The organism is Gordonia sp. SMJS1, assembly GCF_029866425.1.
GTDB classification, from domain to species: Bacteria; Actinomycetota; Actinomycetes; order Mycobacteriales; family Mycobacteriaceae; genus Gordonia; species Gordonia hongkongensis.
The window spans coordinates 1,272,002-1,298,595 of the sequence record NZ_CP123381.1; the positions used below are offsets into that span (position 1 = coordinate 1,272,002).

The 26,594-nt window shown below is 68.5% G+C and carries 26 protein-coding genes, 1 pseudogene and 1 riboswitch; of the genes and pseudogenes, 11 read left to right on the forward strand and 16 right to left on the reverse strand.

Annotation, left to right across the window (positions count from 1 at the left end; genetic code table 11):
- Position 1 precedes the first annotated feature (1 nt).
- Positions 2 to 1,375, reverse strand: a complete 1,374-nt coding sequence (gene allB / locus QAD21_RS05790; protein WP_137810533.1) for an allantoinase AllB — start codon at positions 1,373 to 1,375, stop codon at positions 2 to 4.
- A gap of 246 nt (positions 1,376 to 1,621) precedes the next feature.
- Here allB and QAD21_RS05795 point away from each other — a divergent pair.
- A pseudogene (locus QAD21_RS05795) lies at positions 1,622 to 3,133 on the forward strand (NCS1 family nucleobase:cation symporter-1).
- A gap of 18 nt (positions 3,134 to 3,151) precedes the next feature.
- The gene (locus tag QAD21_RS05800; RefSeq protein ID WP_068970589.1) at positions 3,152 to 3,874 is read left to right on the forward strand and encodes an aspartate/glutamate racemase family protein; all 723 of its coding nucleotides are present in this window, start codon (positions 3,152 to 3,154) and stop codon (positions 3,872 to 3,874) included.
- Here the strand turns inward: QAD21_RS05800 and QAD21_RS05805 are convergent.
- Positions 3,871 to 4,479: a TIGR03086 family metal-binding protein gene (locus QAD21_RS05805; RefSeq protein WP_068970588.1), complete on the reverse strand. Its 609-nt coding sequence runs from the start codon at positions 4,477 to 4,479 to the stop codon at positions 3,871 to 3,873. The two genes, QAD21_RS05800 and QAD21_RS05805, sit on opposite strands and share 4 nt — an antisense overlap.
- A 94-nt stretch (positions 4,480 to 4,573) precedes the next feature.
- Between QAD21_RS05805 and QAD21_RS05810 the strand changes: the two genes are divergently transcribed.
- Entirely contained in the window at positions 4,574 to 5,338 is a 765-nt protein-coding gene (locus QAD21_RS05810; protein ID WP_137810532.1) for an alpha/beta hydrolase, read from the forward strand.
- A gap of 10 nt (positions 5,339 to 5,348) precedes the next feature.
- Here QAD21_RS05810 and QAD21_RS05815 read toward each other — a convergent pair whose 3' ends face one another.
- Both QAD21_RS05815 and QAD21_RS05820 read right to left on the reverse strand, forming a co-directional pair.
- Positions 5,349 to 5,759 carry an STAS domain-containing protein gene (locus tag QAD21_RS05815; RefSeq protein ID WP_137810531.1) on the reverse strand — a complete coding sequence of 137 codons (411 nt, stop codon included), beginning with the start codon at positions 5,757 to 5,759 and terminating at the stop codon, positions 5,349 to 5,351.
- An 87-nt stretch (positions 5,760 to 5,846) separates the two neighbouring features.
- Positions 5,847 to 6,302, reverse strand: coding sequence for a hypothetical protein (locus tag QAD21_RS05820; RefSeq protein WP_240199402.1), 456 nt, complete (start codon positions 6,300 to 6,302; stop codon positions 5,847 to 5,849).
- A gap of 93 nt (positions 6,303 to 6,395) precedes the next feature.
- On the opposite strand from QAD21_RS05820, the gene QAD21_RS05825 reads away from it, so the two are divergent.
- The 3 genes from QAD21_RS05825 to QAD21_RS05835 all read left to right on the forward strand — a co-directional run bounded on the left by QAD21_RS05825 (position 6,396) and on the right by QAD21_RS05835 (position 9,806).
- Positions 6,396 to 6,776 (forward strand): helix-turn-helix domain-containing protein, encoded by a 381-nt coding sequence (locus QAD21_RS05825; protein ID WP_280360785.1) that lies wholly within the window; start codon positions 6,396 to 6,398, stop codon positions 6,774 to 6,776.
- A 129-nt stretch (positions 6,777 to 6,905) separates the two neighbouring features.
- Positions 6,906 to 8,165 carry an IS256 family transposase gene (locus tag QAD21_RS05830; RefSeq protein ID WP_096905832.1) on the forward strand — a complete coding sequence of 420 codons (1,260 nt, stop codon included), beginning with the start codon at positions 6,906 to 6,908 and terminating at the stop codon, positions 8,163 to 8,165.
- A gap of 246 nt (positions 8,166 to 8,411) precedes the next feature.
- Positions 8,412 to 9,806, forward strand: coding sequence for an HNH endonuclease signature motif containing protein (locus tag QAD21_RS05835; RefSeq protein WP_249356464.1), 1,395 nt, complete (start codon positions 8,412 to 8,414; stop codon positions 9,804 to 9,806).
- On the opposite strand, the gene QAD21_RS25315 is transcribed toward QAD21_RS05835, so the two are convergent.
- From QAD21_RS25315 to QAD21_RS05875, 9 genes are all read right to left on the reverse strand, one after another.
- Positions 9,807 to 10,178, reverse strand: coding sequence for a prolyl oligopeptidase family serine peptidase (locus QAD21_RS25315; protein ID WP_307814825.1), 372 nt, complete (start codon positions 10,176 to 10,178; stop codon positions 9,807 to 9,809).
- Positions 10,118 to 10,792, reverse strand: coding sequence for an alpha/beta hydrolase (locus QAD21_RS05840; RefSeq protein ID WP_307814824.1), 675 nt, complete (start codon positions 10,790 to 10,792; stop codon positions 10,118 to 10,120). The genes QAD21_RS25315 and QAD21_RS05840 overlap by 61 nt, the downstream gene beginning before the upstream one ends.
- A gap of 4 nt (positions 10,793 to 10,796) precedes the next feature.
- A complete protein-coding gene (locus tag QAD21_RS05845) occupies positions 10,797 to 11,447 on the reverse strand; it encodes a hypothetical protein (RefSeq protein WP_068972653.1) in 651 nt (216 codons plus the stop codon).
- A gap of 73 nt (positions 11,448 to 11,520) precedes the next feature.
- On the reverse strand, positions 11,521 to 12,459 hold the full coding sequence (locus QAD21_RS05850; RefSeq protein ID WP_137810528.1) for a TAXI family TRAP transporter solute-binding subunit: 939 nt from the start codon (positions 12,457 to 12,459) through the stop codon (positions 11,521 to 11,523).
- Positions 12,460 to 12,468: 9 nt separating this feature from the next.
- The gene (locus QAD21_RS05855) at positions 12,469 to 13,860 is read right to left on the reverse strand and encodes an MFS transporter (RefSeq protein ID WP_137810527.1); all 1,392 of its coding nucleotides are present in this window, start codon (positions 13,858 to 13,860) and stop codon (positions 12,469 to 12,471) included.
- Positions 13,861 to 13,975: 115 nt separating this feature from the next.
- On the reverse strand, positions 13,976 to 15,418 hold the full coding sequence (locus QAD21_RS05860; protein ID WP_068972649.1) for a HAMP domain-containing sensor histidine kinase: 1,443 nt from the start codon (positions 15,416 to 15,418) through the stop codon (positions 13,976 to 13,978).
- Between the two features lie 3 nt (positions 15,419 to 15,421).
- Positions 15,422 to 16,084: a response regulator transcription factor gene (locus QAD21_RS05865; protein WP_068972650.1), complete on the reverse strand. Its 663-nt coding sequence runs from the start codon at positions 16,082 to 16,084 to the stop codon at positions 15,422 to 15,424.
- 37 nt (positions 16,085 to 16,121) lie between these two features.
- Positions 16,122 to 16,937: a bifunctional allantoicase/(S)-ureidoglycine aminohydrolase gene (locus tag QAD21_RS05870; RefSeq protein ID WP_137810526.1), complete on the reverse strand. Its 816-nt coding sequence runs from the start codon at positions 16,935 to 16,937 to the stop codon at positions 16,122 to 16,124.
- Positions 16,934 to 18,208, reverse strand: a complete 1,275-nt coding sequence (locus tag QAD21_RS05875; protein ID WP_137810525.1) for an aldolase/citrate lyase family protein — start codon at positions 18,206 to 18,208, stop codon at positions 16,934 to 16,936. The genes QAD21_RS05870 and QAD21_RS05875 overlap by 4 nt, the downstream gene beginning before the upstream one ends.
- 153 nt (positions 18,209 to 18,361) lie before the next feature.
- On the opposite strand from QAD21_RS05875, the gene QAD21_RS05880 reads away from it, so the two are divergent.
- Complete coding sequence (locus QAD21_RS05880) at positions 18,362 to 19,123, forward strand: IclR family transcriptional regulator (protein WP_058251688.1); 762 nt, start codon at positions 18,362 to 18,364, stop codon at positions 19,121 to 19,123.
- Between the two features lie 11 nt (positions 19,124 to 19,134).
- Here QAD21_RS05880 and QAD21_RS05885 read toward each other — a convergent pair whose 3' ends face one another.
- Entirely contained in the window at positions 19,135 to 21,507 is a 2,373-nt protein-coding gene (locus QAD21_RS05885) for a protein kinase (protein ID WP_165630421.1), read from the reverse strand.
- Between the two features lie 126 nt (positions 21,508 to 21,633).
- Positions 21,634 to 23,748, reverse strand: coding sequence for a protein kinase (locus QAD21_RS05890; protein WP_165630420.1), 2,115 nt, complete (start codon positions 23,746 to 23,748; stop codon positions 21,634 to 21,636).
- Positions 23,749 to 23,848: 100 nt separating this feature from the next.
- Here QAD21_RS05890 and QAD21_RS05895 point away from each other — a divergent pair, with 100 nt between their 5' ends.
- From QAD21_RS05895 to QAD21_RS05910, 4 genes are read left to right on the forward strand one after another with little or no spacing between them, the layout of a single operon-like run.
- The gene (locus tag QAD21_RS05895) at positions 23,849 to 24,121 is read left to right on the forward strand and encodes a hypothetical protein (RefSeq protein ID WP_058251633.1); all 273 of its coding nucleotides are present in this window, start codon (positions 23,849 to 23,851) and stop codon (positions 24,119 to 24,121) included.
- Between the two features lie 5 nt (positions 24,122 to 24,126).
- On the forward strand, positions 24,127 to 24,678 hold the full coding sequence (gene moaC / locus QAD21_RS05900) for a cyclic pyranopterin monophosphate synthase MoaC (protein ID WP_165630419.1): 552 nt from the start codon (positions 24,127 to 24,129) through the stop codon (positions 24,676 to 24,678).
- Positions 24,671 to 25,162 carry a molybdenum cofactor synthesis domain-containing protein gene (locus QAD21_RS05905; protein ID WP_165630418.1) on the forward strand — a complete coding sequence of 164 codons (492 nt, stop codon included), beginning with the start codon at positions 24,671 to 24,673 and terminating at the stop codon, positions 25,160 to 25,162. The genes moaC and QAD21_RS05905 overlap by 8 nt, the downstream gene beginning before the upstream one ends.
- Positions 25,159 to 25,605, forward strand: coding sequence for a molybdenum cofactor biosynthesis protein MoaE (locus tag QAD21_RS05910; protein ID WP_165630417.1), 447 nt, complete (start codon positions 25,159 to 25,161; stop codon positions 25,603 to 25,605). Before QAD21_RS05905 ends, QAD21_RS05910 begins: the two co-directional genes overlap by 4 nt.
- Positions 25,606 to 25,734: 129 nt before the next feature.
- On the opposite strand, the gene QAD21_RS05915 is transcribed toward QAD21_RS05910, so the two are convergent.
- Positions 25,735 to 26,355 (reverse strand): transglycosylase family protein, encoded by a 621-nt coding sequence (locus tag QAD21_RS05915; RefSeq protein ID WP_165630416.1) that lies wholly within the window; start codon positions 26,353 to 26,355, stop codon positions 25,735 to 25,737.
- Positions 26,356 to 26,361: 6 nt separating this feature from the next.
- Positions 26,362 to 26,578: riboswitch (cyclic di-AMP (ydaO/yuaA leader) on the reverse strand.
- Positions 26,579 to 26,594 lie beyond the last annotated feature (16 nt).

Consider the following 26,594-nt stretch of genomic DNA (forward strand, 5'->3'; position numbering starts at 1 on the left):
GTCAGACGTCGCCGCGGCGGAGCATGCGACCGCGGGCGGTCTCGAAGTCGACCTTCTGCCCGCGCACCCAGGTCCCCTTGACCACACCGGCGAGTGCCCGGCCGTCGTAGGGGCTGACCGGGTTCTTGTGGTGGAGGCGGTTGACGTCGACGATCTGCGCGGATTCCGGCTCGAAGATCGCGAAGTCGGCGTCGCAGCCGAGGGCGATGCGACCCTTGGTCGGCAGGCCGGCGAGGTCGGCGGGTTTCGACGCCATCCACTCGATGACCTGCGGCAGGTCGATGCCGCGCTTCTTTGCCTCGGACCAGATGAGCGACAGCCCGAGCTGAAGCGAGGCGACCCCACCCCATGCGACGCCGAAGTCGCCGTTCTCGGGGTCCTTGAGGTCGACGGTCGAGGGCGAGTGGTCGGAGACGATGCAGTCGATGGTGCCGGCCAGCAGCCCCTCCCACAGCAGTTCACGGTTGCCGGCCTCGCGGATGGGCGGGCAGCACTTGAAGGCCGTCGCGCCGTTGGGTACCTCTTCGGCCAGCAGGGTGAGGTAATGCGGGCAGGTCTCGACAGTGATCTTCACACCGTCGCGCTTCGCGCTGGCCAGCATCGGCAGCGCGTCCGACGACGACAGGTGGAGGACGTGGGCGCGGACGCCGGTCCAGCGCGCCCGCTCGATGACCTCCGCGATCGCCAGGTTCTCGGCGCCGCGCGGACGGGACGCGAGGAAGCGGGTGTACTCATCGCCCTCGGGGGAGGGGGCCTTGTCGATGGCGCGGGAGTCCTCGGCGTGGACGATCATCAGCGAGTCGAATTCGGCGAGTTTGGCCATGTCGGCTTCCATCTCGTCGGCCGTCAGGTGCGGGAACTCGTCCACTCCCGAATGCAGCAGGAAGCACTTGAAGCCGAACACACCCGCGTCGTGCAGGCCGCGCAGATCGTCCTCGTTGCCCGGGATGGCGCCGCCCCAGAATCCGACGTCGATGTGTGTCTTACCTTGTGCCGCAGCACGTTTCTCGGCCAACGCGTCGACGTTCACGGTCGGCGGGATCGAGTTGAGCGGCATGTCGATGAGCGTGGTGACACCACCCGCGGCCGCCGCCCGGGTGGCCGAGTCGAAACCCTCCCACTCGGTGCGCCCGGGCTCGTTGACGTGTACGTGGGTGTCCACGAGTCCGGGGATCATGACCTGATCGTCGGCGAGCTCGATGACCTCGGCCCCGGTCAGTCCGCTGCCGAGGGGCTCGATCGCGACGATCCGACCGTCGCGGATACCGATCTCGCGGGCCACGATGCCGGCCGTGGTGAGAGTCTGTTCACCCCGCACGACCAGGTCGAACGGTGCGTCGGAAGTAGCGGCCGGGGCATCGGGTGTTGCGGTCATGGGGCGGGACTCCTTGCTGGTGCCGTGTCCGGTGTCGTTCCAGAGACTAACCCAGGTTATTCCTCATCATGGAATGAAGCTGCGTCATTTCGGAACTCAACTCGCGAGTAGGCCGGTGTCGTGCTATTGACAACGGCCTCGATCGTCAGGCTAACTGTCACGAACGCGGAAAATTCATTCCACATCACGGAACTCCGCGAGTGTAGGAGCGCGGTCATCGATGACCGTCCGACCGAAAGTGCAGACATGAGCACTGAGTAGCACACAGCCCCCGTCGACGGACCGGTTTCGGAGGTCACCGGCACCGTCCCGGCCGGGCTGAGTCCGAAGCTGTACAACGACGACCTGGCACCGACCAGCCGCGTCGGACGACGCTGGAACACCTACAACATCTTCACGTTGTGGGCCAACGACGTACACAGTCTCGGCAACTACGCCTTCGCCATCGGTCTGTTCGCGCTCGGGCTCGGCGGGTGGCAGATCCTGACCGCCCTGGTGCTGGGTGGGGTGTTCCTCTTCCTGCTGCTGAATCTCTCCGGCTTCATGGGGGAGAAGACGGGCGTGCCGTTCCCGGTCATGAGCCGCATCTCGTTCGGGTTCCGCGGCGCCCAGATCCCCGCCCTCATCCGCGGTGGGGTGGCGATCGCGTGGTTCGGCATCCAGACCTACCTCGCGTCGGTCGTCCTGCGAATCATGCTGGTGGCGCTGTTCCCCGGCGCCGCCGACCTGGACACCAATCGTTTCCTCGGGCTCTCCACCCTGGGCTGGATCTCGTTCGTCTCGCTGTGGGTGATCCAGGTGATCATCGTCAGTTACGGCATGGAGATGATCCGTCGCTACGAGGCCTTCGCCGGTCCGGTCATCCTGGTCACCATGGTCGCCCTGGCCGTCTGGATGCTGAGCAACGCCGACTGGACCATCGCGTGGTCGACGCCCGATTCGCTGACCGGCGTGGACATGTGGCTCCAGATCATCGGCGGCGCGAGCCTGTGGGTGGCGATCTACGGGACCTTCGTCCTCAACTTCTGTGACTTCACCCGCAACGCGGAATCGCGAAAAGCGATCGTGCGCGGGAACTTCTGGGGCATCCCGCTGAACATGCTGCTCTTCGGCGCCATCGTGATCACCCTCGCCGGAGCGCAGTTCCGCATCAACGGCACAGTCATCGAGTCGCCGTCGGACATCGTCCAGACCGTTCCCAACACGTTCCTGCTGGTGCTGGCCTGCCTCGCGCTGCTGATCCTCACTGTCGCCGTGAACCTCATGGCCAACTTCGTCGCGCCGATCTACGCGCTGTCCAACCTGTTCCCGCGCCACCTCGACTTCCGGCGCGCGGCGCTCGTCGCCGCGATCATCGGCCTGGTCATCCTGCCGTGGAACCTCTACAACTCGCCGGCGGTGATCAACTACTTCCTCGGCGGACTCGGTGCCCTTCTCGGCCCGCTGTTCGGTATCGTCATGGCCGATTACTGGCTCGTCCGCCGTTCGCGAATCGACGTGCCCGCGTTGTTCACCGAGGCACCGGGCGCCGCCTACCACTACCGGAACGGGGTCAACATGCGGGCGATCCTCGCGCTCGTCCCGACTGCGGCCATCGCCCTGGTGATGGCCTTCGTCCCGGCCTTCGAGGTGATCTCGGAGTTCTCCTGGTTCATCGGCGCCGGTCTCGGTGCGATCGTGTACCTGGCGGTCGCCGACCGTCGCGGTCCGTTCGCCGAGGTGTCGGGCGAGTCGATCTCCGTCGCCAGCACTCACTGACCCACAAAGGACATCACCGTGCGCATCCTGGTCGCCAACGTCAACACCACCGTGTCGATGACCGAGGCCATCGCCGACTCGGCCCGCTCGGTCGCCTCCCCGGGGACCGAGATCGTGGGGATCACACCGCGTTTCGGCGCCGACTCGTGTGAGGGGAATTTCGAGTCCTACCTCGCCGCGATCGCCGTGATGGACGCGATCCTCGCCTACCCCGAACCGTATGACGCGGTCATCCAGGCCGGTTACGGCGAACACGGCCGAGAGGGACTCCAGGAGCTCCTCGAGGTGCCGGTCGTCGACATCACCGAGGCCGCGGCGTCGACGGCGATGTATCTGGGACACCGCTTCTCGGTGGTGACGACCCTGGACCGGACGGTCCCGCTCATCGAGGACCGGCTCAAGCTCGCCGGCCTCGACCAGCGGTGCGCATCGGTGCGGGCGTCGGGACTCGGTGTGCTGGAACTCGAGTCGGACCCGGAGCGGGCCGTGAAGGCGATCGTGGAACAGTCCACGCGTGCGGTCAGCGACGACCACGCCGAGGTGATCTGCCTCGGGTGCGGCGGCATGGCCGAACTCGAGGAGCAGGTTCGTGAGGCGACCGGAGTGCCGATCGTCGACGGTGTGCGGGCGGCGGTCACGATCGCCGAAGGTCTTGTCCGAATGGGGCTCTCGACGTCGAAGATACGGACCTACGCCCCGCCGCGGGAGAAGAAGATCACCGGCTGGCCGTTCAACCGCTAGTCCGCCTTCGCCGCCTGCGGCCACCGGGGATCCCGTCCGGTCAAGGCGGCGAGGCGGTCGACGAGGGGTGCGTCGTCGGGTACCTCGACCACCGGCCCGAACATGCCGTCGCGCTCTTCCTGCGGTTGGGGTGGGTAGTGGAGGTCGAAGACGACCTGGAGGATGTCGTCGGAGATGTCGAACGGGATGCCCATGGCACGTGCGATGTCCCATCCGTGCAGCACGAGTTCCGACAGCGCCACGAGTCCCATGATCTCGGCCGGCAGTTCGACACCGCCCGCCCGGGTCATGCCGTCCCAGGCGGCGGGGTCATCCCAGGAGTCGGCGAGGTCGTGGACGTGGCGACGCAGGTCGTCGCGCCACTGCGTCGAGAGCTGACTCTGCGCTGGGTCCGGCGGCGTCGAGGTCAGCGGTCCGAAGTCCTTCCGCGCCGCGGCCGCGAAGGCCTGGGACAGGCCGTCGACGTGGGCGACCAGCGCGGCGAGGTCCATGTCGCCGCAGGGGGTCGGACGGCCCAGGTCGGCGTCGGCGACTGTGGCGGTCAGAGCGAGCATGTGATCGGCGGCCGCCGATATCGATCGTGCCTGCGTGGTGTCGGTGGGCATGGGACTCCCTCTCGTCGTGTGTGCACTCAACAAGGCTGACCCGCTCGACGCCGGTTTCTCATCGGCCGCACCGATGCCCCCGTACGGTGGTCACGTGACCTCTCCGATCCGCGAGTACACGACCATCAGTCATCCGACGCCGAATACCCGTGTCTGGCACGAGATCCAGGGCGCCGGGCAGCCGCTCGTGCTGCTCCACGGCGCCTTCTCGGGTGCATCGTCGTGGGGCGGGCAGGTGCCGGCCCTTGTCGACGCGGGGTGGAAGGTCTTCTGTCCGGAACGTCACGGTCACGGACACAGCCCGGACGTGACCGACGAGTTCCACTACGCGGACATGGCCGAGGAGACGATCGCCTACCTCGACGAGGTAATCGGTGGTCCCGCCGAGATCGTCGGGTGGAGCGATGGCGCGGTGGTGGGTGTGCTGGTCGCGCTGCGTCGGCCCGACCTGGTCCGGCATCTGGTCCTGATCGGCCAGTACTACAACAGTTCGGGCCGGGCGGTCGGCGGCATCCTCGACGCGCTCGATTCCGCCGACGACGAGCTGATGGAGTTCTTCGCTGCCGACTACGCGTCCGAATCCCCGGACGGTGCAAGGCATTTCCAGGTCATCTTCGACAAGACGATGGCGATGATCAACTCCGAACCCGAGATCGACCTCGGTGATCTGGCCGCGATCACAGCACCGACGCTGGTCATGCAGGGGGACCGCGACGAGGTGACGCTCGAGCACAGCCGCGACGTCGTTGCCGCCATTCCGGGTGCCCGCCTGGCCGTGATCCCCGGGACGCACCTCATCCCCATCGAGGCGCCGCAGGCGGTGAACGCGGTCCTCGTCCAGTTTCTCGGCGCGGAGTGAGCCGGAGCCGTCAGTCCGGGACCATCGCCGAGAACGCGTCGGCCAGGGTGGGATAGAGGTCGAGCGTGTCGTCCAGGCCCGTCAGCCGCAGGGGCCGAGTGATGGCGGGATGCCCGCCGACGACGCCGAACCGGCCGCCGGCCGGGGTGACGGCCGCGTGCGCGGCGAGGAGCGCGGCGATGCCGGACGACGCGAGGAAGTCGGTGGCGGTGAGGTCGACGATCAGCCCCCGGGGTCGCTCGCTCACTGCTTCCAGCACGGCCGCACCCAACTGCGGGACGGTGAGCAGGTCGATGCTGCCGTGCACAGTCAGGATTATGAGTTGATCGCGCTGCGTCGAGATCACTGCCAGCGCGCGACCTGCCCGGGACGCGTCCTGGTCATCGTCGACGACCACCGGTTCGAAGCTGTCTGCCCTCATGTAGCCCTGCCTCCCTGTTCGCTCGAAGTCGCCCGTCCGTGAGATGGCAGCGCCTCGAGGTCCGCCTGGTGGCGTCGGCAGTTGGCTTCACCGGTGCCTTGGTGTGTCCTCGATATGACGTTCGGCGCCGTCGAAGACGCGGATGGCTGCGTGCCCCTCCCCGAGCACCGCGACATACCCGGCGACAGCTACTGCGCTGATGAGGAGCAGGTACCAGCCGGCAGCGTGATCGAAGGCCAGCAGGTAGAGCGCGGTCAGTGTCGCGGCGCAGATCGCCGCGGGCGGCAGTGCCGGAAGCCATCGTCTGTCTCGCAGGACGAGTATCGCCGCCTGACACTGCACGGCGATCTGCATCAGGGCCAGGAGCGCCCCGGCGCCGGCCATCCCGAGCAACCCCGGCAGTGTTCCGGTGTCGGAGAGGGCCGCAGTCGCGACGGTCGCGAGAATCGCGACCGAGCCGAGGGTTGCTCCGACCGTCGGGGAGGTGAAGCGCGCGAAGTCCTGGTCTACAGAGTTCTCGGGGTTGTCGACGGAAAGGTACATGACTTCTGTCTAACGCCTGATGCACGTCGGCGGTAGTATGCACAATATTGTCCATATGGACGAGAATGTCCACGGCGATGGCAGGGATGTGCGATGGAGAACCAGGATGATCCCGTGTTGCGCGACCCGGTTCGACGCGCCTACGAGGTGTGCCCGGTCGAGGTGAGCGTCGCCGTGCTCGGCGGTTCCTGGAAGATGACCATCGTCAAGAACCTTCTCGAGGGGCCGATGCGATACGGCGCCCTCGGGCGGGCAGTCGGTCCGGTCACGCCACGAGTGCTCACCCGCCAGCTACGTGAACTCGAATGTGACGGCATCGTGCAGCGCACGGCCTATCCCGAAGTCCCACCGAGAGTTGAGTACTCGCTCACCGAACAGGGACGGGCGTTGCGCCCCTTCGTCACCGCCCTCAACGAGTGGGGTAAGACCTACGCGACCGAGGTGATCGAACCCAAGGTCGCGCAGCGGGAGTAGTGCCCCATAGAGTGGTGTAACTCGGTGGCCGAGATCGTCTGCGATTCCGTGTTGTGTACGGATGTAGAGCGGCCACCGTGTGATCCTTCGAGTCAACCTTCTACCGAATCCTCGAACGGAGTCATCACGATGACCGCACCCCATATTGTCGACCCTGCAGGCCTGCTTAGCCAAGCCCTGACCGACGCGTCACCGGATCTGATGCGCGAGCTGCTGCAGACCATGATCAACGCCCTGCTGTCCGCGGACGCCGACGCCGTGTGCGGCGCCGAGTGGAACGCCCGCTCGTCAGAGCGCACCAACTACCGCAACGGTTATCGCCACCGGCCCCTGGATACCCGGGTCGGCACCGTCGACGTCGCCATCCCCAAGCTCCGCTCGGGCTCCTACTTTCCCGAGTGGCTGCTCGAGCGTCGCAAGCGGGCCGAATCCGCGCTGATCACCGTCGTGGCGGACTGCTACCTGGCCGGGGTCTCCACCCGCCGGATGGACAAGCTGGTCAAAACTCTCGGCATCGACTCGCTGTCCAAGTCCCAGGTCTCCCGCATGGCCGAAGACCTCGATGAGCAGGTCGCGGCGTTCCGGCACCGGCGCCTGGACGAGGCCGGACCGTTCACGTTCGTCACCGCCGATGCGCTGACGATCAAGGTCCGGGAGAACAAGCAGGTCGTCAAAGCCTCGGTGCTGCTGGCCACCGGGGTCAACGGTGACGGCCACCGCGAGGTCCTGGGCATGCAAGTCGCCACCAGCGAGACGAAGGCCTCGTGGAACACCTTCTTCGCCGACCTGGTGGCCCGTGGCCTGGGCGGAGTCCGGCTGGTGACCTCCGATGCCCACGCCGGGCTGATCGAGGCGATCGCGGCGAACCTGCCCGGGGCCGCCTGGCAGCGCTGTCGCACCCACTACGCCGCAAACCTCATGGCCGCGTGCCCCAAGTCGATGTGGCCGGCCGTGAAGGCGATGCTGCATAGCGTCTACGACCAGCCCACCGCCGAGGCTGTCAATGCCCAGTTCGACCGGCTCTTGGACTACACCGAAGGCAGACTGCCCGAGGTTGCTGACCACCTCGGCGATGCCCGCGAGGACCTGCTGGCGTTTATCGCGTTCCCCGACGATGTGTGGCGGCAGATCTGGTCCAACAACCCCACCGAGCGGCTCAACCGGGAGATCCGACGCCGCACCGACGTGGTCGGGATCTTCCCGAACCGGGATGCCATCGTTCGCCTCATCGGCGCCGTCCTGGCCGAGCAGACCGACGAATGGGCCGAAGGCCGCCGCTACCTCGGTCTCGAAGTCCTCAGCCGCTGCCGACTCACCCTGACCACCGACCCCGCCACCAGCTCGCCGACGGAGGTGAGCACCGATGACCTGATGCAACTACCCGCCTGACCACCCACGAAGGATCACCATTCAGTTACACCACTTCCAGGGGCTTGACCGCAGCGGGAGAGTGCGGCGAGCTGAGTCGAGGTCGCCGCCAGCCGGCGCAGTGTTCCGCGGAACACTCATGACCTCTGATCGAGGGGCGGGAGGAATTGTCGGTGCCTGGCGATACCTTGTTCCGGTACTTCTCGTTCGGTTCTGGGGGTTGCGATGGGGGTCAGTGCTTTTCGTTCCGGTGGAGATGCGTCGTCGATGTTCGACGATGCGGATCCGGTCTCATTGACGGATGAGGTGCTCGAGGCGCGGGTGCTGGGATATGCGGCTCAGATCACGGCGCTGACAGCGGAATTCCTTGAACTGGTGGCAGAACTGGATGAGCGGGAGTCGTGGCGGGGGCCGGGGATTCATTCGCTGGCGCACTGGTTGTCGTGGAAGGCCGGCATTGCACCGCGAACGGCGCATGAGCAGTTGAGGGTCGCCAAGGCGATACGAGAATTGCCGGCGATCCGCACGGCGTTTCGCGAGGGTCGGCTGACGTATTCGAAGGTCCGCGCCCTGACACGGGTGGCTACGCCGGAGCGGGAGGCGGAGTTGGTGAATCTGGCGTTGTCGTGCACGGCGAGTCAGTTGGATCGGGCGGTACGGGCGATGGGCCAGGTCGACCGCAACTGTGGCGTCGAAGAGGAAAGCCGGCCACCGGTGGAGTCGACGGGCCGGTGGAAGTGGAACGATGACGGGTCGTTGTCGGTGTCGCTGCGGTTGAGTCCGTTGGATGGGGCGCGGTTTTTGGCCGGGACGGTGCGTGCGGAGTATGAAGGCACCCGGACCTGCGATGATCCGGATCTACCGTCGGCTGAGAGTGTTCCGCGGAACACTGACGCCGGTTCGGCACCTGAGGATTCGGAGGTGGTTCCGTCTCGGCGTCGGGATCTGTGGCGGCAGGTGCCGTCGAATGTTGCGCCGGCGGTGGTGGCGATGGCCGACATGGTGCATGACGGGATCGCGATGCCCGATCTTGCGCCGGGTGCGGAGATCCTGATTCATGCCGGTGACGGGGTGGAGTCGGCTCATCTCGATGACGGTCCGGCGTTGTCGGAGGCCGAGGTGGACGAAGCCCGGTGCGGGGCGTCGACGCGGGATGTGGCGAGTCGCCGGGTGCCCGGGCAACTCGGCAAGCTGGCGTTGTTGGGGGTGGGGCGTCGGAAGCGGGCGCCGAACAAGGCGTTGGTGCGGGCGTTGTTCGTGCGGGATCGGTGTTGTCAGGTGCCGGGGTGTGGGCGTACGCGTCATCTGCATGCCCATCATGTGGTGTTCTGGTCGGCGGGTGGGGGGACGGATCCGGACAATCTGATCTTGTTGTGTGGGTCGTGTCATCGGTCGTTGCATCGGGGCGAGTTTGCGATCACCGCGCATGGGTTGCAGCGGTTCACGTTTCATCGCCCGGACGGCACTGAGATCGAGGTGGCGCCACCGACTTCGAGGCCGGGCGGGTGGCGACCCGATCAACGGATCGGGGTAGATGCGACGGTGCCGATCGGTGGGGGTCGGATGGATTTGGGTTACACCACCGAGGTGCTCTACGCGGTGTGGGAATGGAAGCAGCGCAACGAGACTCGCTCAGCACCAGTCGTCCGAGAGGCGGCGTAGCTATTCGTCGCGCAGCTCATCGATGTCGGTCCGCGTGATCTCGGTGAGCCGGTCGAGGATTCGGGTGTAGGACGGGGACTGGCGGTGGACGAGGGAGGTGTGGGTCTCGCCGTCGAACATGTGCAGCTCGGCCGAGCCGCCGGCGGCGTCAAGGGCGGTCGCGTAGCGGCGGGAGTTGGTCGGGTCGACATCGTCGTCGGCCAGTCCGTGGAACAAGGTGACCGGTAGCGCCGGATCGAGATTGCGGATGGGGTCGACCGAGTCATAGCGCGCGGGGACCTGTCGTGGTGTGCCACCCAGGACATGGGTGATCACCCGGTTGTTGCCGTGGTCGACGGCGTGGCGCATGTCCAGCGGGCCGGAGATGGACACCGCCCGGATGGAACGAAGGCCGGACGCGAACCCACTTCGTCATCGGTGAGGCGATGGCGCGTGCCGCCCCACACGGCCAATTGCGCACCGGCGCTGTGACCGACCACCAGCTCGTCGTCGATTCGCAACTGCGGGTAGGTCTCGGCCATCGCGGGCACATGGTCGAGTGCTCGGGCCACGTCGTGGAAGGTCGTGGGCCACCCTCCGCCGGTGCCCAGACGTCGGTACTCCACGTTGTAGACGGCCAACCCCCGGTCGGCGAGGTCTCTGGCCATCTCGTCGAATTGCTCTGCACCGGCCCGGCTTTCCCAACCGCCACCGTGGATGATCGTCACCAGCGGCAGCGAGTCGTCGTCGCGGGCGCCCGCAGGCAGGTACAGATCGGCCCAGTTCTCGGCGGGGTCGGCATCGTCGGAATTGAGATACTCGACGCGGACGACGTCGAAGGATTCGGTCCCCGCGGGGACCGGGGGAGCCGTCGCGGGTCCGTGCGCAGCCGATGGCGTACCGAAAGACGGTGATGGCGTTGACGACTGCTGGTCCGGCGGAGTCGAGCAACCACCGGCCACGAGCGCGATCACGCTGACAGCCACCGCGACAATCCGACGTCTCATCGCCTCACCGCAAACCGGAGGGCACGATCTTGCCGTTGACCGTGACGGTCACCTCGCCGGTCTCGGTGTTCTCGGAGATCTCGCCGTGCTCGAAGGTGACCACCTCGAGGTCACCGTCGACCGTCACGTCGCTCGTGGGCACACCGAGCGGCCCGGCCGAGCCGTTGGTGCCGAGGAGCAACGGGGTGCCGTCCGGAGCGCGCTCGGTGTTCCAGGCGTCCCGGATCTTGCCGGAGGTGACGATGTACCCGGGCGTTGCGGGGTCGCTGTCCCTCGCGATGATCACGCCACCGCGGAACTGTTGGTAGACAACGCCACTCTCTCGTGTCCCCGCGTTGTGATCCCCGGTCAACGGCTTGCCCAGGGCGGCCCGCTGTGCCTCGGTCGCCGACGCGTACTTCGTTGCGATCGGACCGGTGAGGGTCACCTCGACATCGTCCTCGCCCATGACCGTCGTCTCGGTGGGCTTCGCGTTTTCTACGACAGGAACGGGGCCCGTCGTGTCGCCGGCCGCTGAGGTCGTCGTCGAACCCCCGGTCGTCGAGGCTCCGGAGGGTGACTCGTCGGCGTCTGACGTGCCGCAACCGGCGGCGATCAGTGTGATCGCGAACAATCCGGCGACCAACTCGGAGCGGCGGGATGCCACCAGTTTCATGTGATCCTCTCGACCCTCGACTCGTCGGCCTAGGTGTATCACGGACCGCGACCCGTCGCCGAGCGGCTGCGGTTCACCCGTGCCGACGGCGGTACTCGCCCGCGGCACCCGGATGCAGGGGGATGGGTCCGGTGAGGATCAACGACTGCGCGTCGAGGAACTGGCTGCCGATCGCCTGGGCGGGCACGAGGTGAGCAGCCTGGTCGAGCAGGACGTCGGCGATGGCCGCGGCGGTCGCATCCGGTACATCCCGACGGGCGAGCAGGAGATTCGCGATCCCGACGGTGGTGACCGCGGGGTGCCGGCCGTAGATGTCGGCCGGGATGCGTACGGGCTCGTATGCGGGTCCGAACCGCTGTCGTAGGCCCGCGACTACGCCACCGAGGTCGAGCAGGACGATCGGCACGCGCAAGTCGGTGAACGCCGGGGTCGGCAGACCGCCCGCCCACATGACGGCGTCGACCTCTCCCGCGGCAAGGGCGGCGCCAGCGTCGGCCATCGTCTGCTGGACCGGGCGGATGTCGCGGCCGGCATCGAGGCCGGCTGCGGCGAGTACCCGCTCGGAGAGTCCGGCGGCGCCGGACCCCGGTGCTCCGACACTCACCGACCGCCCGCGCAGGTCGGCGACCGTCGCGATCCCGGACCCTGTGCGGACCGCCACCTGAAAGTAGTTCTCGTACACGCATCCGAGCGCCGTCAGCTGTGGGCCCGCGCGCTCGATGGCCGTGTCGCTGAGACTGATGGCGAGTTCCGCGGAACCGTTCGCCAGGGCGTCGAGGTTCTCGGCCGAGCCGCCGGACTGCCGCGGGCGGATCTCCAGCGCGCCGGACCGGTCGGCCGCCGCGGCGAGGAGACCGGCGAACTCCCAGAAGAAGCCACCGGGCTCGCCCGCCGCGAGGCGGACCGGTGCGCCGCGTTCGGTTTCGCACGCGGTCAGGAGAAGCAGCGCGCCCAGGCCGGTGGCCCCGCGGAGCATAGTCCGCCGGTCCACCGGCCCGCGCGCGAACGACATGATGACACCTTAGGCCCGCCGGGCAACGGCCTCTGCGTCGAGGAAGGCCCGCCCCTGCTCGCGATCGAGTGGGGTCTCCGCCTTGTTGCGCAAGACGAAAATGTAGACCATCAGCGACACCGCGATCACGACGGTGACGTAGGCGATGAACCACGGGACATGACCGCCGTTCTTCGCGGCCTGGTAGATCAGCGGCGCGGTGCCGCCGAAAGCCGAGTTCGCGAGCGCGTAGCCCAGACCCACTCCCAGCGCGCGAACGTGAGAGGGGAAGAGCTCCGCCTTCACGATCGCGTTGATGGAGGTGTAGCCGGTGAGGATGATGTAGCCGACTGCGAGCAGGGTCAACGACGTTGCCACCGAGGTGGTCTGGGGCAGGTAGGTGATCAGGACGTAGGTGTACAGGACACCGCCGACGCCGAAGAAGATGAGGACGGGTTTGCGTCCGACCTTGTCGCTGATCATCCCGCCGATCGGCTGCAACACCATCAGGAAGATCAAACCGATGAGGTTGATCCAGGTCCCGGTGCGACCGTGGTCTTCGTAGGCGGTCTTGACGATGGCCGGTGCGTTGACGCTGTAGGTGTAGAAGGCGATGGTGCCGCCGATGGTGACCAGGAAGCAGACCAGCAGAGGGCGCCAGTAGTTCAGAACGAGTTCGCGAATCGAGCCGGACTCGGAGTCGGCCCCGCTGCGGACGGCCTCCAACTGCTCCGGGGTGAGCGACTCGTCCATGCTGCGGCGCAGCCAGAAGACGACCACCGCGGCCACGCCGCCGATGAGAAACGCGATACGCCAACCGAAGTCGGAGATCTGGTCCTTGTCGAGGAAGCCCTGCATCACCAGCAGGGTGAGCTGCGCCAGTACGTGTCCGCCGATGAGCGTGACGTACTGGAACGACGAGAAGAAGCCGCGACGCTCCCGGGTGGCCGCCTCGGACATGTAGGTGGCCGACGCGCCGTACTCGCCACCGGTCGCGAATCCCTGTACCAGTCGACAGAGCACCAGGACGACCGCCGCCCATACGCCGATCGACTCGCGACCCGGTGTCAACGCGATGACCAATGAGCACGCCGCCATCAGCGACACGCTGAAGGTCAACGCGGCCCGGCGGCCCCGACGGTCCGCGTACCGACCGAAGAACCAGGAGCCGACCGGCCGCATCAGGAAGGTGACGGCGAAGATGGCATACACGTAGACGGTTGAGTTCTTGTCGGCCGAGTCGAAGAACTGGCTCTCGAAGTAGGTCGCGAAGACGGTGTAGACGTAGACGTCGTACCACTCGACGAGGTTGCCGGACGACCCGCGCAGGGTGTTGAGCACGGCACGACGCGTCGCCGCGGCCGACGACGTCGGCGGTGCGCTCCGGGCGTTCGCGGGTTGCCGGGTGGGCGAGTCGGTCATCAGGGTCCTCCAGGTCGTCGAACGTGCACCCGACCCGGTCCGGCGTCGGTGCCCCTAACACTGTGAACGCAGTCACAGGCGGAACGGAAGCCGATCGCGGTTTCCTAACACTCCCTTAGGACAGGTCGTCCACGGCCTCGTGGAATGGGACGTCGGAGGCCGGGATCCAGAGGTCCACCCGCAGTCCCGCGGGGCGTCCGGCGGTCACCTCCAGTTCGCCGCCGGCTCCTTCGACAAGGGCCGCGGCGATGGCCAATCCGAGTCCGGAGCCCGGCCCGCTGCCGGACGACGCGCGGAAGAACCGCTCCGTGATGTGTGGCAAGTCGTCGGCCGTCACGCCCTGTCCGGTGTCGGCGACCCAGACCCGGATACGCGCTCCCTCGGATCGACAGCCCAGCTCTACGTGGGCACCTTCCCCGGCGTGGTTGACCGCGTTGCTCATCAGGACGTCCATCGCCCGGATGAGGTCGTCCTCGTCGAGCGCGGCGATCACCGACCCGGGCCGGGGCGGCGAAGTGATCGACGCCGACATCCCCGCGTCGGCGAGCGCGTCCGCCCAGAAATCGTGGCGCTCGACCAGCACGGCGGCGACGTCGCAGACCCCTGTGGTGGAACCGGCGGGCCGCGACTCGGCGGTGGCGAGGACGAGGAGGTCGTCGACGATGCGGTCGAGCCGGTCGATCTCCACGACGGTCTTCCGATGCGATTCCAGCGAGCGGCCGGTCAATCCGAGGCCGAGGGTGTCGAGGCGAAAGCGGACCGCCGCCAACGGATTACGAAGTGCGTGCGCGGTGTCGGCGACCAGGCGGCGCTGGGCGGCGGTGGCGTTCTCGACGTCGTCCGCCATCGCGTCGAAGATCCGGGCCAGCTCGCGGACCTCCGGTGGGCCGGTGTGGCGTTGACCGGGCGATCCGCCCGGGGTCGTGTCGTTCGCCGACGGGCCGCTGTCGATGATCGAGGCGCGCAGCGAGCGCACCCGTGCCGACAACGCCGTGAGTGGGCGAACTGTCCACCGCGACAACGCAACCGCGATCATCGACCCGATCACGAGCATCGCGAGGGCCCCGGCGGCGATCACGGCCCACGTTCTGACGACATCGCGTTTCGCCGCCGTCGTCGACGCCTCGATGACGACCGCGCCGTCGACCTGGGTGCCCGTGCCGATCGGCATGGCCACGAGTACCGAGTCGGGCGACCAGGGCGTAAGCCCCGACGCGATCCGCGTGCGTTGATTGCGCAGCGCCTCGGAGACAGCCTCGGCGACCGCGGGTGACCGGGCTGCGAGGCCGGCCGAAGCGCGCGTCGTGCCGGCTCGATCGACCACCACGACACCTTCGTCGTAGAGGTCGCGGTAGCGCTCGGCGGCCCGCTGGAGTTCCGTACCCCGCATCTCCGGATCCCGATCCGCGAGGTCGGCGAAATAGACCGCGGATGCGGTCCGGCTCTCGGTGAACCGTTGCAGCCGTTCACGACTCGCCGTCGTCGCGAGGGGTACCGCCAGGCCCAGGACCACGATCGCCGAATAGACGACGAGCACGAGCAACACGCGCCGCCACATCGCTCAGGAACCCCAGCGGTAGCCGTACCCGCGGATCGTCTCGATCACGCCGGGCCTGCCGAGCTTCGCCCGGAGCGCGGTCATGTGGACGTCGAGGCTGCGCGAGATGGCGACGTAGGCGTCGCCCCAGATCGCGTCCATCAACTGTTCGCGGCTCACGGCTTCGCCCCGGCGGGTGACGAGGTGCGCGAGGAGTTCGAACTCCTTGGGAGTGAGGGCGACGTCGGTGCCGGCCACGGTCACCAGTCGCGCGTCGAGATCGACGACGATGTCGCCGGTGGCGATCTGTCGCGCCGCGGGTGGAGGTGCGTCGGCGGTGCGCCGACGGGCGGCCACCTCCAGGCGGGCCATCAGCTCGCCGAGGCGCGCCGGTTTCACCACATAGTCGTCGGCGCCCCCGCGCAGCGCACGCACCACCGACCTCTCGTCCTGCCGCGCGGTGAGCACCACGACCGGCATCTCACTCACCGCCCGCAGCCTGCGCAGCACGGTCAGCCCGTCCTCGTCGGGCAGCCCCAGGTCGAGAAGCGCGAGGTCGAAGTCACGGTGACCCAGGAGGAGATCGGCGCCGCGGCGCATGCGACGGGGCTCGTGCCCGACCTCGTTCAGGGCGTCGACGAGTGCGTCACCGACCCCGTCGTCGTCTTCCACCACCGCGATACGCATCGTCTCTCACGGTACGACAGGAACCGGAGGCGACCTCTCAGAGCACGATCTGCCGATTCACGTCCTTGTATAGGAGGTACCGGAAGTTCGACGGCCCGCCGGCGTAGCAGGCCTGCGGGCAGAAGGCGCGCAGGGACATGTAGTCGCCCTCCTGGACCTCCACCCAGTCCTCGTTGAGCCGGTAGACGGCCTTGCCCTCCAGGACGTACAGGCCGTGCTCCATCACGTGGGTCTCGGCGAAGGGGATCGATGCGCCGGGCTCGAAGGTCACGATGTTGACGTGCATGTCGTAGGCGAGGTCCTGGGGATCGAGCATTCTCGTTGTGCGCCACGCGCCGTCGGTGTCGGGCATCGGGGAGGGCTCGATGTCGCGCTCGTTGCCGAACTTCGGGGCCGGCTCGTGGCCCGTGATGGGCTCGTAGCGCTTACGGATCCAGTGGAAGGAGACGGGGACATCGCCGCGGTTGTGTGCCGACCACGGTGTGCCCGCGGGCAGGTAGCCGAAGCCGCCGTCGGTCAGGACGTGTTCCTCGCCCGCGATGGTCACGGTCAGCGATCCGGCGGTGACGAAGACGAAACCCTCGACCTCCGACTGCGGTTCGGGCGCAGCCGATCCGCCGCCCGGGGCGACCTCGACGATGGTCTGGGCGAAGGTCTGCGCGCCACCGGGCACCGGGCGGTTGAGCACCCAGGCGCGGGTGTCGGTCCACTCCGGGAACACCGAGGTCACGATGTCACGCAGCACGCCGCGCGGGATCACCGTGTACGCCTCGGTGACGACCGCGCGGTCGCTGAGGAGATCGGTCTGCGGCGGGAGCCCACCGGCGGGGGTGTAGTACGGCGTCGCGTTCATCGGGTTGTCCTCTGTGAGTGGGGGAGTGCGAAGTCGCGCACCTTCTCGATGGGCAGATCGGTCGCGGTCTCGACCTCGTCGACGGTCAGCGCGCCGCACACCTCGCCGCGTCGGATGAAGCCGGCGAGTGCGCGGGCCGTCGCCGGTTCGTCGAGCACCGACGACTCGAGCTTGTGCGCGTAGTTGCGCAGACGCACTGCGGCGGAATCGAATCCGTCACGGTAGAAGGCGTATGTGGCCAGGAAGCGGGTGACGAGCTGCGCGGGGTGGAGGTCCCACCCCTGATAGAAGCCGCGCTCGAGGTGGCGCCGGACCAGTCGCGCGTGCAACGCCCAGCCGGCTTCGACGGCCTCGGCGTCTCCGACGGGGAGGATGTTCGTCGAACCGTCCGACAACCGCACACCGGTGCCGGCCGCGGCGAGTTGCATCACGGCCTTCGCGTGGTCGGCGACGGGATGTTCCATCGACTGATACGCCGCGGCGATGCCGAGGGATGCCGAATAGTCGTAGGTTCCGTAGTGCAGTGCGGTCACCCGGCCCTCGCCGGCCTGGATCATCGCCGCCACGGCCGCGGTGCCGTCGGCGCTCATCACCGACTGCGGGGTCTCCACCTGGATCTCGAAACCGATGCGACCCTGCGGAAGTCCGTGAACCCGCTCGAGTTCGCGGGCGACGGCGACCATCGCGACGACCTGGTCGGTCGAGGTGACCTTGGGCAGCGTGAGCGTCAGACCCGCCGGGAGGTCCCCGGTGTCCGCCAGGCCGGCGACGAACAGATCGAGGGTGCGCAGGCCGCGGGCGCGGACGTCGGCCTCGAAACACTTGAAGCGGATGCCGAGGAACGGCGGTGAGGCGTCGCCGGCCGCCCGGATCGCGGCGACGGCGGCGCTGACGTGCGCGTCCTCCTCGTCATCGGCGCGGACACCGTAACCGTCCTCGAAGTCGATGCGCAGATCCTCGATGGGCTCGGTGCGCAGCTTGTTCTCGACGAGATCCGCGAGCGCGGTGGCCGCCGAGTCGGTCCGGGCGACGGTCGAGCGGGCGATCGCGGCGAGGCCGCCGTGGTCGGCGGCTGCCTCCAGGGCGGAATGGCCCCACTCCCGGGCGAGCTCGGCGGTGTACCGGTCGGCGGGAACGTAGACCGTGTGGACCGGCTGCCGGCTCCCGTCGTCGCCCGGATACCGATCGGATAGCACCGCGTCCGACGGTGCGAGGGCGGCCTCGATCTCAGCGAGGAAGGTCGCGCCGAGGCGACCGGGTTGCACGCTCATGGCGCCCCTTCGTGTCGGATCAATGGAAATCAAATTCCGCAGAGCGGAGTTTACTCCAGAACTGTCGGATGCGACCACCCGTGTGCGCAGACGGACCCTGATTGTGGTTTCACATCATGGAACGTAGCGTGATGCCGGACTGTGGAGGTGGCGATGGCGGGGAACTCCGGCGGTGTGCAATCCGTCGAGCGCGCATTCGAACTGCTCGAGCTCATCGGGCGCGCCGGCGGCGAGTGCTCACTGAGCCATCTGTCGGCGGAATCCCCGCTTCCGCCCCCGACCATCCACCGGCTGCTGCGAACACTCGTGGGAATCGGGTATGTCCGGCAGCTCCCGAACCGGTCGTACGCCCTGGGCCCCCGGCTCATCCGACTCGGCGAGGTGGCCAACCGGCAGCTCGGCGCGGTCGCCGCACCCGTCCTCGCCTCCCTGGTCGGCGAACTCAGCGAGACCGCAAGTCTCGCCGTCCTCGACGGCGACATGGTCATCTACGTGGCGCAGGTTCCGTCCCCGCACAGCATGCGCACCAACAACGAGGTCGGCCGTCGGGTCACGATGCACAACACCGCGGTCGGCAAGGCCGTGCTCGCCGAACTCGACGATGCGCGCATCCTCAAACACGTCACGCAGGCCGGGCTCACCCCCGCCACCCAATGGAGCGTCACGTCGCTGTCGGGTGTGTTCGCGGCCGTCGAGCAGGTACGGGCGAGCGGGGTCGCCACCGACGAACAGGAACACGAGGTCGGCGTCTGCGGGATGGCGGTCGCCGTCCCCGGTGCGCCCACGCCCATGGCGGTCGGGATCTCCGGGCCGGTCGCCCGATTCGACGACGGGCTCCGGGCCCGCGCGGTCGGGGCGCTCCGCACGGCCGCGGAGACCGTGTCCGAGGCGCTGATCGGGTCGCGCGAGTCCTAGGGGCGGGGCGGCTAGATGGTCAGTTTCGTGGGCGTCGTGCGGTTGGCGCCGTCGCCGCTGGAACCATCGCCGACCTGACCGTCGTTGTTGAATCCCCAGCAGTACACCGACGCGGCCGCCATCGCGCACGACGTCCCGTTGCCGGTCGAGATCGAGGTGACGTCGGTCAGCGTCGAGACCTCGCGGGGGATCTTCACCGACCCGCCGGACGAGCCGAGCTGGCTGCGGTCGTCGTCTCCCCAGCAGAAGGCCCGGTTGTCGGAGACCGCGCAGGTGGTGCCCCAGTCGGTGGAGATGGCCGAGACGCCGCTCAGATTGCCGACCTGAACGGGGGCCTGGCGGGTCTCGGTGGTGCCGTCGCCGATCTGGCCGTAGGCGTTGGAACCCCAGCACCACGCGTCGCCACCGGCGACCGCACAGGTCGTCTGGAAGTACGTGCTGGTGTTCGTGTTCGGATCGTCGTCGTCGGATGCCTCGTGGTAGCCGCCGACGGTGATGTCGGTGACGTCGGTCAGCGCGCCGACCTTCACCGGCGCCGAGCGCGCCGTCGTGCTGCCGTCACCGATCTGCCCATTGTCGTTGGCGCCCCAGCAGAACGCCGAGCCGTCCGACACCGCGCAGGTGGTGCCGTAGGCGGTGGTGATGTCGGTGACGACGCCGAGCCCGGGGACCTTCGTCGGTGCCGAGACCGGGTCGGTGCCGCCGCCGGTGCCGAGCTGGCCGTATTCGTTGTTGCCCCAGCAGTAGGCGTCGGTGCCGGCGACCGCGCAGGTGGTGCCCCAGCCGGTGGAGATCGCCTTGACGTCGGAGATGGCGCCGACCTTGGTCGCGGAGTCCACCGTCGAACCGCTGGAACCGTTGCCGACTTCGCCGTAATGGTTGTTGCCCCAACAGAATGCGTCGCCGGCGGCGATGGCGCAGGCCGTCGAGACGTAGGCGTTCTCGCCGGTGAGGTAGCCGCCGGTGGTGACCGCGGTCGCGTTGGCGACCCCGGTCACCGCCACCGGTCGGGTGTGCGGCGTCGTGGAACCGTCGCCGAGCTGACCGGAGTCGTTGTCGCCCCAGCAGTGCACGCTGCCGTTGACCACGGCGCAGCTGCTGCCGAAGTTCGTGCTCACCACCGGCTGCGCGACGGTCGCCTTCTCCGGGTCGGCGACGGTGCTGCCCAGGACGGCGAGTCCCACGACGGCGGCGACCACCAGCAGCAGCACGGCGCCGAGTACGCCGGCGACGATGAGGCCGGTCCGCTTCTTCTTTTTCGGCGGGACCGGCGGCATACCCGGGTAGCCGACCTGGGGATGCCCGGGCTGCGCGTGCGGGCCCGAGAGGTGAGGGGCCGAGGAGTACATCGGCTGGGGTCCCGACGGCTTGTTCATCAGCGGCTGCGGGCCCGACGGCCCGGTCATGGTCGGCTGCGGCGGCGGGGTGTACTGGCCATGGGGTGGGCCGAACTGCTGCTGGGGTCCCGAGGGGTGACCCGTGAACGGGCCGCCGGTGCCACCGCCGACGAGGGTGGGCGGCGGAACCGAACCCGCGATCATCGTGTTGCCCTGTGCGGCAGGGGATTCGAGCGCCGACTTCAAGGCGGCTGCGAAACTGCGGCAGTCGGGGTAGCGGGATGCGGGATTCTTCGACAGGGCGCGCTGGAACACCGGGTCGAGGTGCGCGAGGTCGCCGCGCAGCTGGCCGATGTGGGGAACCGGGCGCTGGATGTGGCCCAGCATCACCGACGGTTCGGACTGTCCGACGAAGGGCGGCTGCCCCGCGAGCATCGCGTAGGCCGTGCAGGCCAGCGAGTACTGGTCCGACCGGGCCGTGGCGTCGGCGCCCTCGAGTGTCTCCGGGGCCGAGAAGGCGACCGTCCCGATGAACGAATGGGTGCCGGTCAGGTTGGCCGAGCCGGCGAGCTTGGCGATGCCGAAGTCGAGCACGAGGGCGCGTTCGACGGCGTTCGTCGCCGGATCGCGCGTGACTAGGATGTTGGCGGGCTTGATGTCCCGGTGCACCACGTGGTGGCGGTGCGCGTAGTCGAGGGCGTCGGCCACCTGTCCGACGACCGTCGACACCTCCGCCGGCGTCAGACGTTCCTCGGTGAGGTCCTTGCCCTCGACGTAACTCATCGAGAACCAGGGCGAGCCGTCCTCGATGCCGTACTGGTGGATGGTGATGATGCTGCGATGGTCGAGCTTCGCGGTGGTGCGGGCCTCGTTGGTGAAGCGCTGGTTGAACCCGGGCTGGGCACTGACCGCCGTGGAGATGACCTTCAGGGCCTCCCGCCGCTCGAGTTGCAGGTTCTCGACGAGGTACACCTCGCCCATACCGCCCGCGCCGAGCTGGGAGACCACGCGATAACCGGCGATGTGGGTGCCGGGACTCAACGGCACGGCGTCACCTCTTTCTGGCTTGGCGGGAGAGCGGCTGCCAAATGGCTGCTCTCGCAGACGTATGCAGGGACGATACCGAACCGGGAAAGGTCCGGGGCACCCTTCAACCGGATGACGGAGCCGACGCTAGAACGTGACCTGAGTGGGGGTCAGACGGTCGTCGGTGCCCCCGATGCCGAGCTGTCCGGTGGCGTTGAAACCCCAGCACCACAGGTATGACGACGCGAGCGCGCACGTGGTTCGTTCGCCGGTGGACACCGCGCCGACATCGGACAATCCGTTCACCCGGGTGGGCGCCGGCCGGTCGGTCAGGGTGCCGTCGCCGACCGAGCCCCAGGCATTGGCGCCCCAGCAGTACGCGACCCCGGCCGCGAGTGCGCAGGTGGTGTTCGACGTGCCGGTGCTGATGGCCTCGACTCCGTCCAGGCCGGACACCGGCGTCGCCGTGCGTCGGCCGTAGGTGGTGCCGTCGCCGAGTTGGCCGAACGCGTTGTCGCCCCAGCAATATGCACTCGCCCCGGCGATCGCGCAGGCGGTCGCGGCGCCCGCCGAGACCGACGTCGCGCCGTCCAGGTCGGCGACCCGGGTCGGGCGGGCGCGGTTCGTGGTCGTGCCGTCGCCGACCTGTCCGTTGTCGTTGAGCCCCCAGCAGTAGGCGTCACCGGTCGCGACGGCACACGTGAAGTTCACGCCGACGCTGATGGCGGTCACGTCGTCGAGCCCGGCGACCCGGACCGGCCGGTACTGATTCGCGGTCGAACCGTCGCCGAGCTGGTCGAAGTCGTTGGTGCCCCAGCAGTACGCCGAGCCCGCCGAGATCGCGCACGTGGCCCAGTTGGCGGTCGAGATGGCGGTGACATCGGCGAGACCGGCGACCCGGGTCGGCGTCAGCCGCGCGTCGGTCGTGCCGTCGCCGATCTGCCCGTAGTCGTTGTTCCCCCAGCAGTACGCGAGTCCCTCGGCGATCGCACAGCTGTTGGGTCCACCGGTGCTGATCGCGGTGACGCCGCTGAGATCGGCGACCGGCGTGGGAGTCTGGCGGGTGTCGGTCGTGCCGTCGCCGAGTTGGCCGGCCGCGTTGTCGCCCCAGCAATAGGCGGTTCCGTCCCGGATCGAGCACGTGGCACCGAGCCCGGCGCTGAGCTGGGCGCCGGCATCGGCCGCCGCGATCGGCGACGACGGGGCGTCGGACGCGTCCCCGCCATCGCCGCCGCCGAGGGTGAGGACCCCGATCGCGACGACGACGGCCAGCACCGCGACCACGGCGACCGCGGCGAGGGCGAGCGGCCACCGTCGCCGGTGGGAGGGCGTCGGGGGCGCGGGGGATGGGGAGACCCACGGTTGGGTCGGTTTGGCCGGCGGCGGCGGGGTGATGACCTGGGTCGCAGCCACGGGCGCGGGTGGCCGGTTGTCGGAGTGGGTTCGCCCCAGCGCGGCGCGCAGATCCGCGGCGAACGCACCGCAGGTGGGGTAGCGGTCGAGGGGGCCGCGCGCGAGCGCACGGTCGAAGACGGGATCGAGGGCGGCGAGCTCGGGGCGGTGGGTGCTGATCGGCGCCGGGCGTGTCGTGAGCTTGGCGACGATGTGACGGGTCTGCGTGTCGGCGTCGAACGGGGTTGCGCCGGAGAGCAATTCGTAGGCGGTGCAGGCCAGCGCGTACTGATCCGATGCGGGGCCCGCGGGTTTGCCGTCGAGGATCTCCGGCGCGGCGTAGACGAGGGTGCCCACGAACGACGACGGCGCCGTCAGAGTGGTCGCGGTGGTGAGCTTCGCGATCCCGAAGTCGAGCACGACGACGCGGTCGAGGGCGTCGTCCATCGCGCGGCGCGTGACCATGATGTTGCCCGGTTTGATGTCGCGGTGGATCACGCCGTGCTCGTGTGCGTAGTCGAGGGCATCGGCGACCCGGGAGACGACGGCCACCACCTCGTCCGGGCGGAGCGAGGCGCGTCGGAGGTCACGGCCGTCGAGGTAGGCCATCGTGAACCAGGGGTCGCCTTCGGCGACGCCGTAGTGGTAGATCGTGACGATCGACGGATGGTCGAGGGCGGCCGCGGTCTGTGCCTCGCGACTGAACCGGCGCGCGAACTCCTCGTCGACGGTCTCGGCGATCGAGATCACCTTGAGGGCCTCGCGCCGACGAAGTTGCGGATTCTCGACCAGGTAGACGGTGCCCATTCCGCCGCTCCCCAGCCGCGTGATCACCCGGTAGCCGGCGACCTGGACCGGTTGGGCGACCATGGGCGCCTCCTGGGGCGTGACCTGTGTTGCGACGACCATAGCCCCGGCACGGGACTTCCGCCCCGGACACGGGTCTTGTTCATTCGAACGGCATGGCACAATGCACGACGTGGCAAACAAATCTGGCGCTGAAACACCCTCCTCCGGCGAAGCGGGGGCCGGCACCGGCAAGGTCGTCGAATCTGCCAAGGGCAAGAAGCACTACGTCGACAACGGCTGGCCGCAGGACGAGAACGGCGACGCCGCCGAGCACGCGGTCTCCGAACTCGCGACCCACATCTCGGGTGCGTTGTCGCCGTTCGGCGACACGGAGTTCCCGCTTCCGGTCGACGACCTGCCGTTCGTGCAGTCGAAGACCATCGTCAACCGCTGACGTCGATGCCGCCCACCGGGACTGACGAAGGTGGGTCGGACGCCCGGGACACCGGGCCGGCCGGCGGCTCCCGGCTGAGTCATCTGGACGAGTCCGGAACGGCCCGCATGGTCGACGTCGGCGCCAAGCCGACGACGAAGCGTCGCGCCGTCGCCGCCGGCACGTTCCGCACCACCGCCGAGGTGATCGGTCACCTCAGCGAGTCGCGGCTGCCCAAAGGAGATGTGCTGGCCACGGCGCGCATCGCCGGGATCATGGCGGCCAAACGCACCGACGAGTTGATCCCGCTGTGCCATCAGCTGGCGTTGTCGTCGGTGGAGGTCGACTTCGCGATCGGCGCCGACACCATCGAGGTCACCGCGACCGTGGCCACCTCCGGCCAGACGGGTGTGGAGATGGAGGCGTTGACCGCGGTCGCAGTCGCCGGGCTGACGCTTCACGACATGGTCAAGGCCGTCGACCGACGGGCGCAGATGGACGGCATCCGCCTCCTCGCCAAGACCGGCGGCAAATCCGGCGACTGGTACCGCGAACCGTCTGACCCGGCTCATGACTGACCGGAATCCTTCCCGCGTGGCGCGCGTCGTCGTCGCGTCGAACCGCGCCAGCAGCGGTGTCTACGAAGACCGGTCCGGACCGATCATCGAGGCCTGGCTGGTCGAGCAGGGCTTCACCGTCGACGAGTGCGACGTCGTCGCCGACGGCCCGCCGGTCGGCGAGGCCCTCCGCGCCGCGATCTACGCCGAGGTCGACCTCGTCATCACCACGGGCGGAACGGGTTTGACGCCCACGGACCGGACTCCGGAACAGACCCGCCCGCTCCTCGACGTCGAGATCCCGGGTCTGGCCGACGCCATCCGCTGGGCCGGGCTGCCGACGGTGCCCACCGCGGTCCTCTCACGCGGACTCGCCGGAATCGCCGGGACGACCCTCGTCGTGAACCTGCCCGGTTCGACCGGCGGGGTCCGCGACGGGCTCGGCGTCCTCGCCGGGGTCGTCCACCACGCGCTCGATCAGATCCGCGGAGGCGACCACCGATGACCCGTGAGGCCGGCTCGCACATGGTGCACACCGCCGTCGTCGACGAGCCGATCACGCTGGCCGACCACGAGGCGATGGTCATCGACGCCGCCGACGGCAAAGCCGGTGCGGTGGTCGGGTTCGTGGGCGCGGTCCGCGACCACGACGGCGGCCGCACCGTGACCGCGCTGCATTACTCGGGGCATCCCACGGCGACGAAGGTCCTGGCCGAGGTCGTCGCGGAGGTCTCCGCGGTCGACGGGGTGCGCGCGGTCGCGGTGTCCCACCGGGTCGGCGACCTCGTGATCGGCGACATCGCGTTCGTGGTCGCGGTGGCGGCCGACCATCGTCGAGCGGCGTTCGAGACCTGCTCGCGCCTCGTCGACGAGGTCAAGGCCCGGCTACCGGTCTGGAAACACCAGTTCTTCGACGACGGCACCGACGAGTGGGTCAACTCGGCCTGACTCCGCCCCACTGGTTGAGCTGACCCCCCGCTGGTTGAGCTTGTCGAAACCAATGGAAAAGGGCCCCGCACGGATGGTTCATCGTGCGGGGCCCTTCGTCTGGGTCCCAGATCAGGCGTCGAGCGGCGATCAGGGGTTGGGCAGCAGGTGCTTGTTGTCGTTGAACAGCTTGATCTGATCCTGGTTCAGCGTGACGCCGCTGTCCTTGGCCGCCTGCCAGAGGTTCTTGATCTCGGGGCTGACGCCGGCCTCGGTGAGGGCGTCGGTGACCTGGTTGGCGACGTCCTCGGTGGTCTTCGCCAGATCGACGCTGCCGTTGCCGCCGGGGAGCACCGGGGCGATCTCACGCGGGGTGTCGGTCGGCGCGCTGCGCGGGGTCGAGCCCGACAGGCCGGTGCCACAGGTGGGCCAGGCGCCCTTGCCCTGCGAACCGAGCACACGCTCGGCGACGACGATCTGCTCCTCGCGCGAGGCCTGATCGGCGGTCGGGGCGAACTCGCCGCCGCCGTGGCCGGTCCAGGTGCTCGGGGAGAACTGCAGGCCGCCGTGGTAGCCGTTCCCGGTCGAGATGGCCCAGTTGCCACCGGATTCGCACTGCGCGACCTGGTTCCACTCGGCGTCGGTGGCCGCATTGGCGGTACCGGTGCCCAGGAGGGCTGCTCCGCCGCCGAGGACCGCGCCGGTGAGGGCGACCTTGGTGATGGTCTTGGCGGCCGTGCTGGTCGTCTGCTTGCGATGACGTCCGGACATGTATGTGTTTCCTCTCTCCACGCGCCTACGAAGTCAGCTGTCGGGTTCGAGCGAGAGGTGCTCGGTCCCGGGTCGTCGTGGTGGTCGCCGCGACTTCCGGGACTTAACCCCGAGGACACCTGGTGTGGTGCCCGGTCTCAGGGGATGAGGTTGGGTCCCCCGTCCTCGTTCCTAGATTGCTTGTCGTTCCCACCGGCGGAACGAGGCTCGGCGCGGCCGGTGGGACGTTATGTCTTGGT

Excerpts from the sequence above, each read along its gene's own strand:
- QAD21_RS05840 (WP_307814824.1), bottom strand. The coding sequence starts at position 10,792 with ATGAGACGTCGGATTGTCGCGGTGGCTGTCAGCGTGATCGCGCTCGTG.
- QAD21_RS05905 (WP_165630418.1), top strand. The coding sequence starts at position 24,671 with ATGACTGACCGGAATCCTTCCCGCGTGGCGCGCGTCGTCGTCGCGTCG.
- QAD21_RS05830 (WP_096905832.1), top strand. The coding sequence starts at position 6,906 with ATGACCGCACCCCATATTGTCGACCCTGCAGGCCTGCTTAGCCAAGCC.
- moaC (WP_165630419.1), top strand. The coding sequence starts at position 24,127 with ATGCCGCCCACCGGGACTGACGAAGGTGGGTCGGACGCCCGGGACACC.
- QAD21_RS05880 (WP_058251688.1), top strand. The coding sequence starts at position 18,362 with ATGGCGGGGAACTCCGGCGGTGTGCAATCCGTCGAGCGCGCATTCGAA.
- QAD21_RS05865 (WP_068972650.1), bottom strand. The coding sequence starts at position 16,084 with ATGCGTATCGCGGTGGTGGAAGACGACGACGGGGTCGGTGACGCACTC.
- QAD21_RS05820 (WP_240199402.1), bottom strand. The coding sequence starts at position 6,302 with ATGTACCTTTCCGTCGACAACCCCGAGAACTCTGTAGACCAGGACTTC.
- QAD21_RS05875 (WP_137810525.1), bottom strand. The coding sequence starts at position 18,208 with ATGAGCGTGCAACCCGGTCGCCTCGGCGCGACCTTCCTCGCTGAGATC.
- QAD21_RS05855 (WP_137810527.1), bottom strand. The coding sequence starts at position 13,860 with ATGACCGACTCGCCCACCCGGCAACCCGCGAACGCCCGGAGCGCACCG.
- QAD21_RS05860 (WP_068972649.1), bottom strand. The coding sequence starts at position 15,418 with ATGTGGCGGCGCGTGTTGCTCGTGCTCGTCGTCTATTCGGCGATCGTG.
- QAD21_RS05805 (WP_068970588.1), bottom strand. The coding sequence starts at position 4,479 with ATGCCCACCGACACCACGCAGGCACGATCGATATCGGCGGCCGCCGAT.
- QAD21_RS05815 (WP_137810531.1), bottom strand. The coding sequence starts at position 5,759 with ATGAGGGCAGACAGCTTCGAACCGGTGGTCGTCGACGATGACCAGGAC.
- QAD21_RS05825 (WP_280360785.1), top strand. The coding sequence starts at position 6,396 with ATGGAGAACCAGGATGATCCCGTGTTGCGCGACCCGGTTCGACGCGCC.
- QAD21_RS05910 (WP_165630417.1), top strand. The coding sequence starts at position 25,159 with ATGACCCGTGAGGCCGGCTCGCACATGGTGCACACCGCCGTCGTCGAC.
- QAD21_RS05895 (WP_058251633.1), top strand. The coding sequence starts at position 23,849 with ATGCACGACGTGGCAAACAAATCTGGCGCTGAAACACCCTCCTCCGGC.
- QAD21_RS05870 (WP_137810526.1), bottom strand. The coding sequence starts at position 16,937 with ATGAACGCGACGCCGTACTACACCCCCGCCGGTGGGCTCCCGCCGCAG.
- QAD21_RS05835 (WP_249356464.1), top strand. The coding sequence starts at position 8,412 with ATGTTCGACGATGCGGATCCGGTCTCATTGACGGATGAGGTGCTCGAG.
- QAD21_RS05845 (WP_068972653.1), bottom strand. The coding sequence starts at position 11,447 with ATGAAACTGGTGGCATCCCGCCGCTCCGAGTTGGTCGCCGGATTGTTC.
- QAD21_RS05915 (WP_165630416.1), bottom strand. The coding sequence starts at position 26,355 with ATGTCCGGACGTCATCGCAAGCAGACGACCAGCACGGCCGCCAAGACC.
- QAD21_RS05890 (WP_165630420.1), bottom strand. The coding sequence starts at position 23,748 with ATGGTCGCCCAACCGGTCCAGGTCGCCGGCTACCGGGTGATCACGCGG.
- QAD21_RS05850 (WP_137810528.1), bottom strand. The coding sequence starts at position 12,459 with ATGTCGTTCGCGCGCGGGCCGGTGGACCGGCGGACTATGCTCCGCGGG.
- allB (WP_137810533.1), bottom strand. The coding sequence starts at position 1,375 with ATGACCGCAACACCCGATGCCCCGGCCGCTACTTCCGACGCACCGTTC.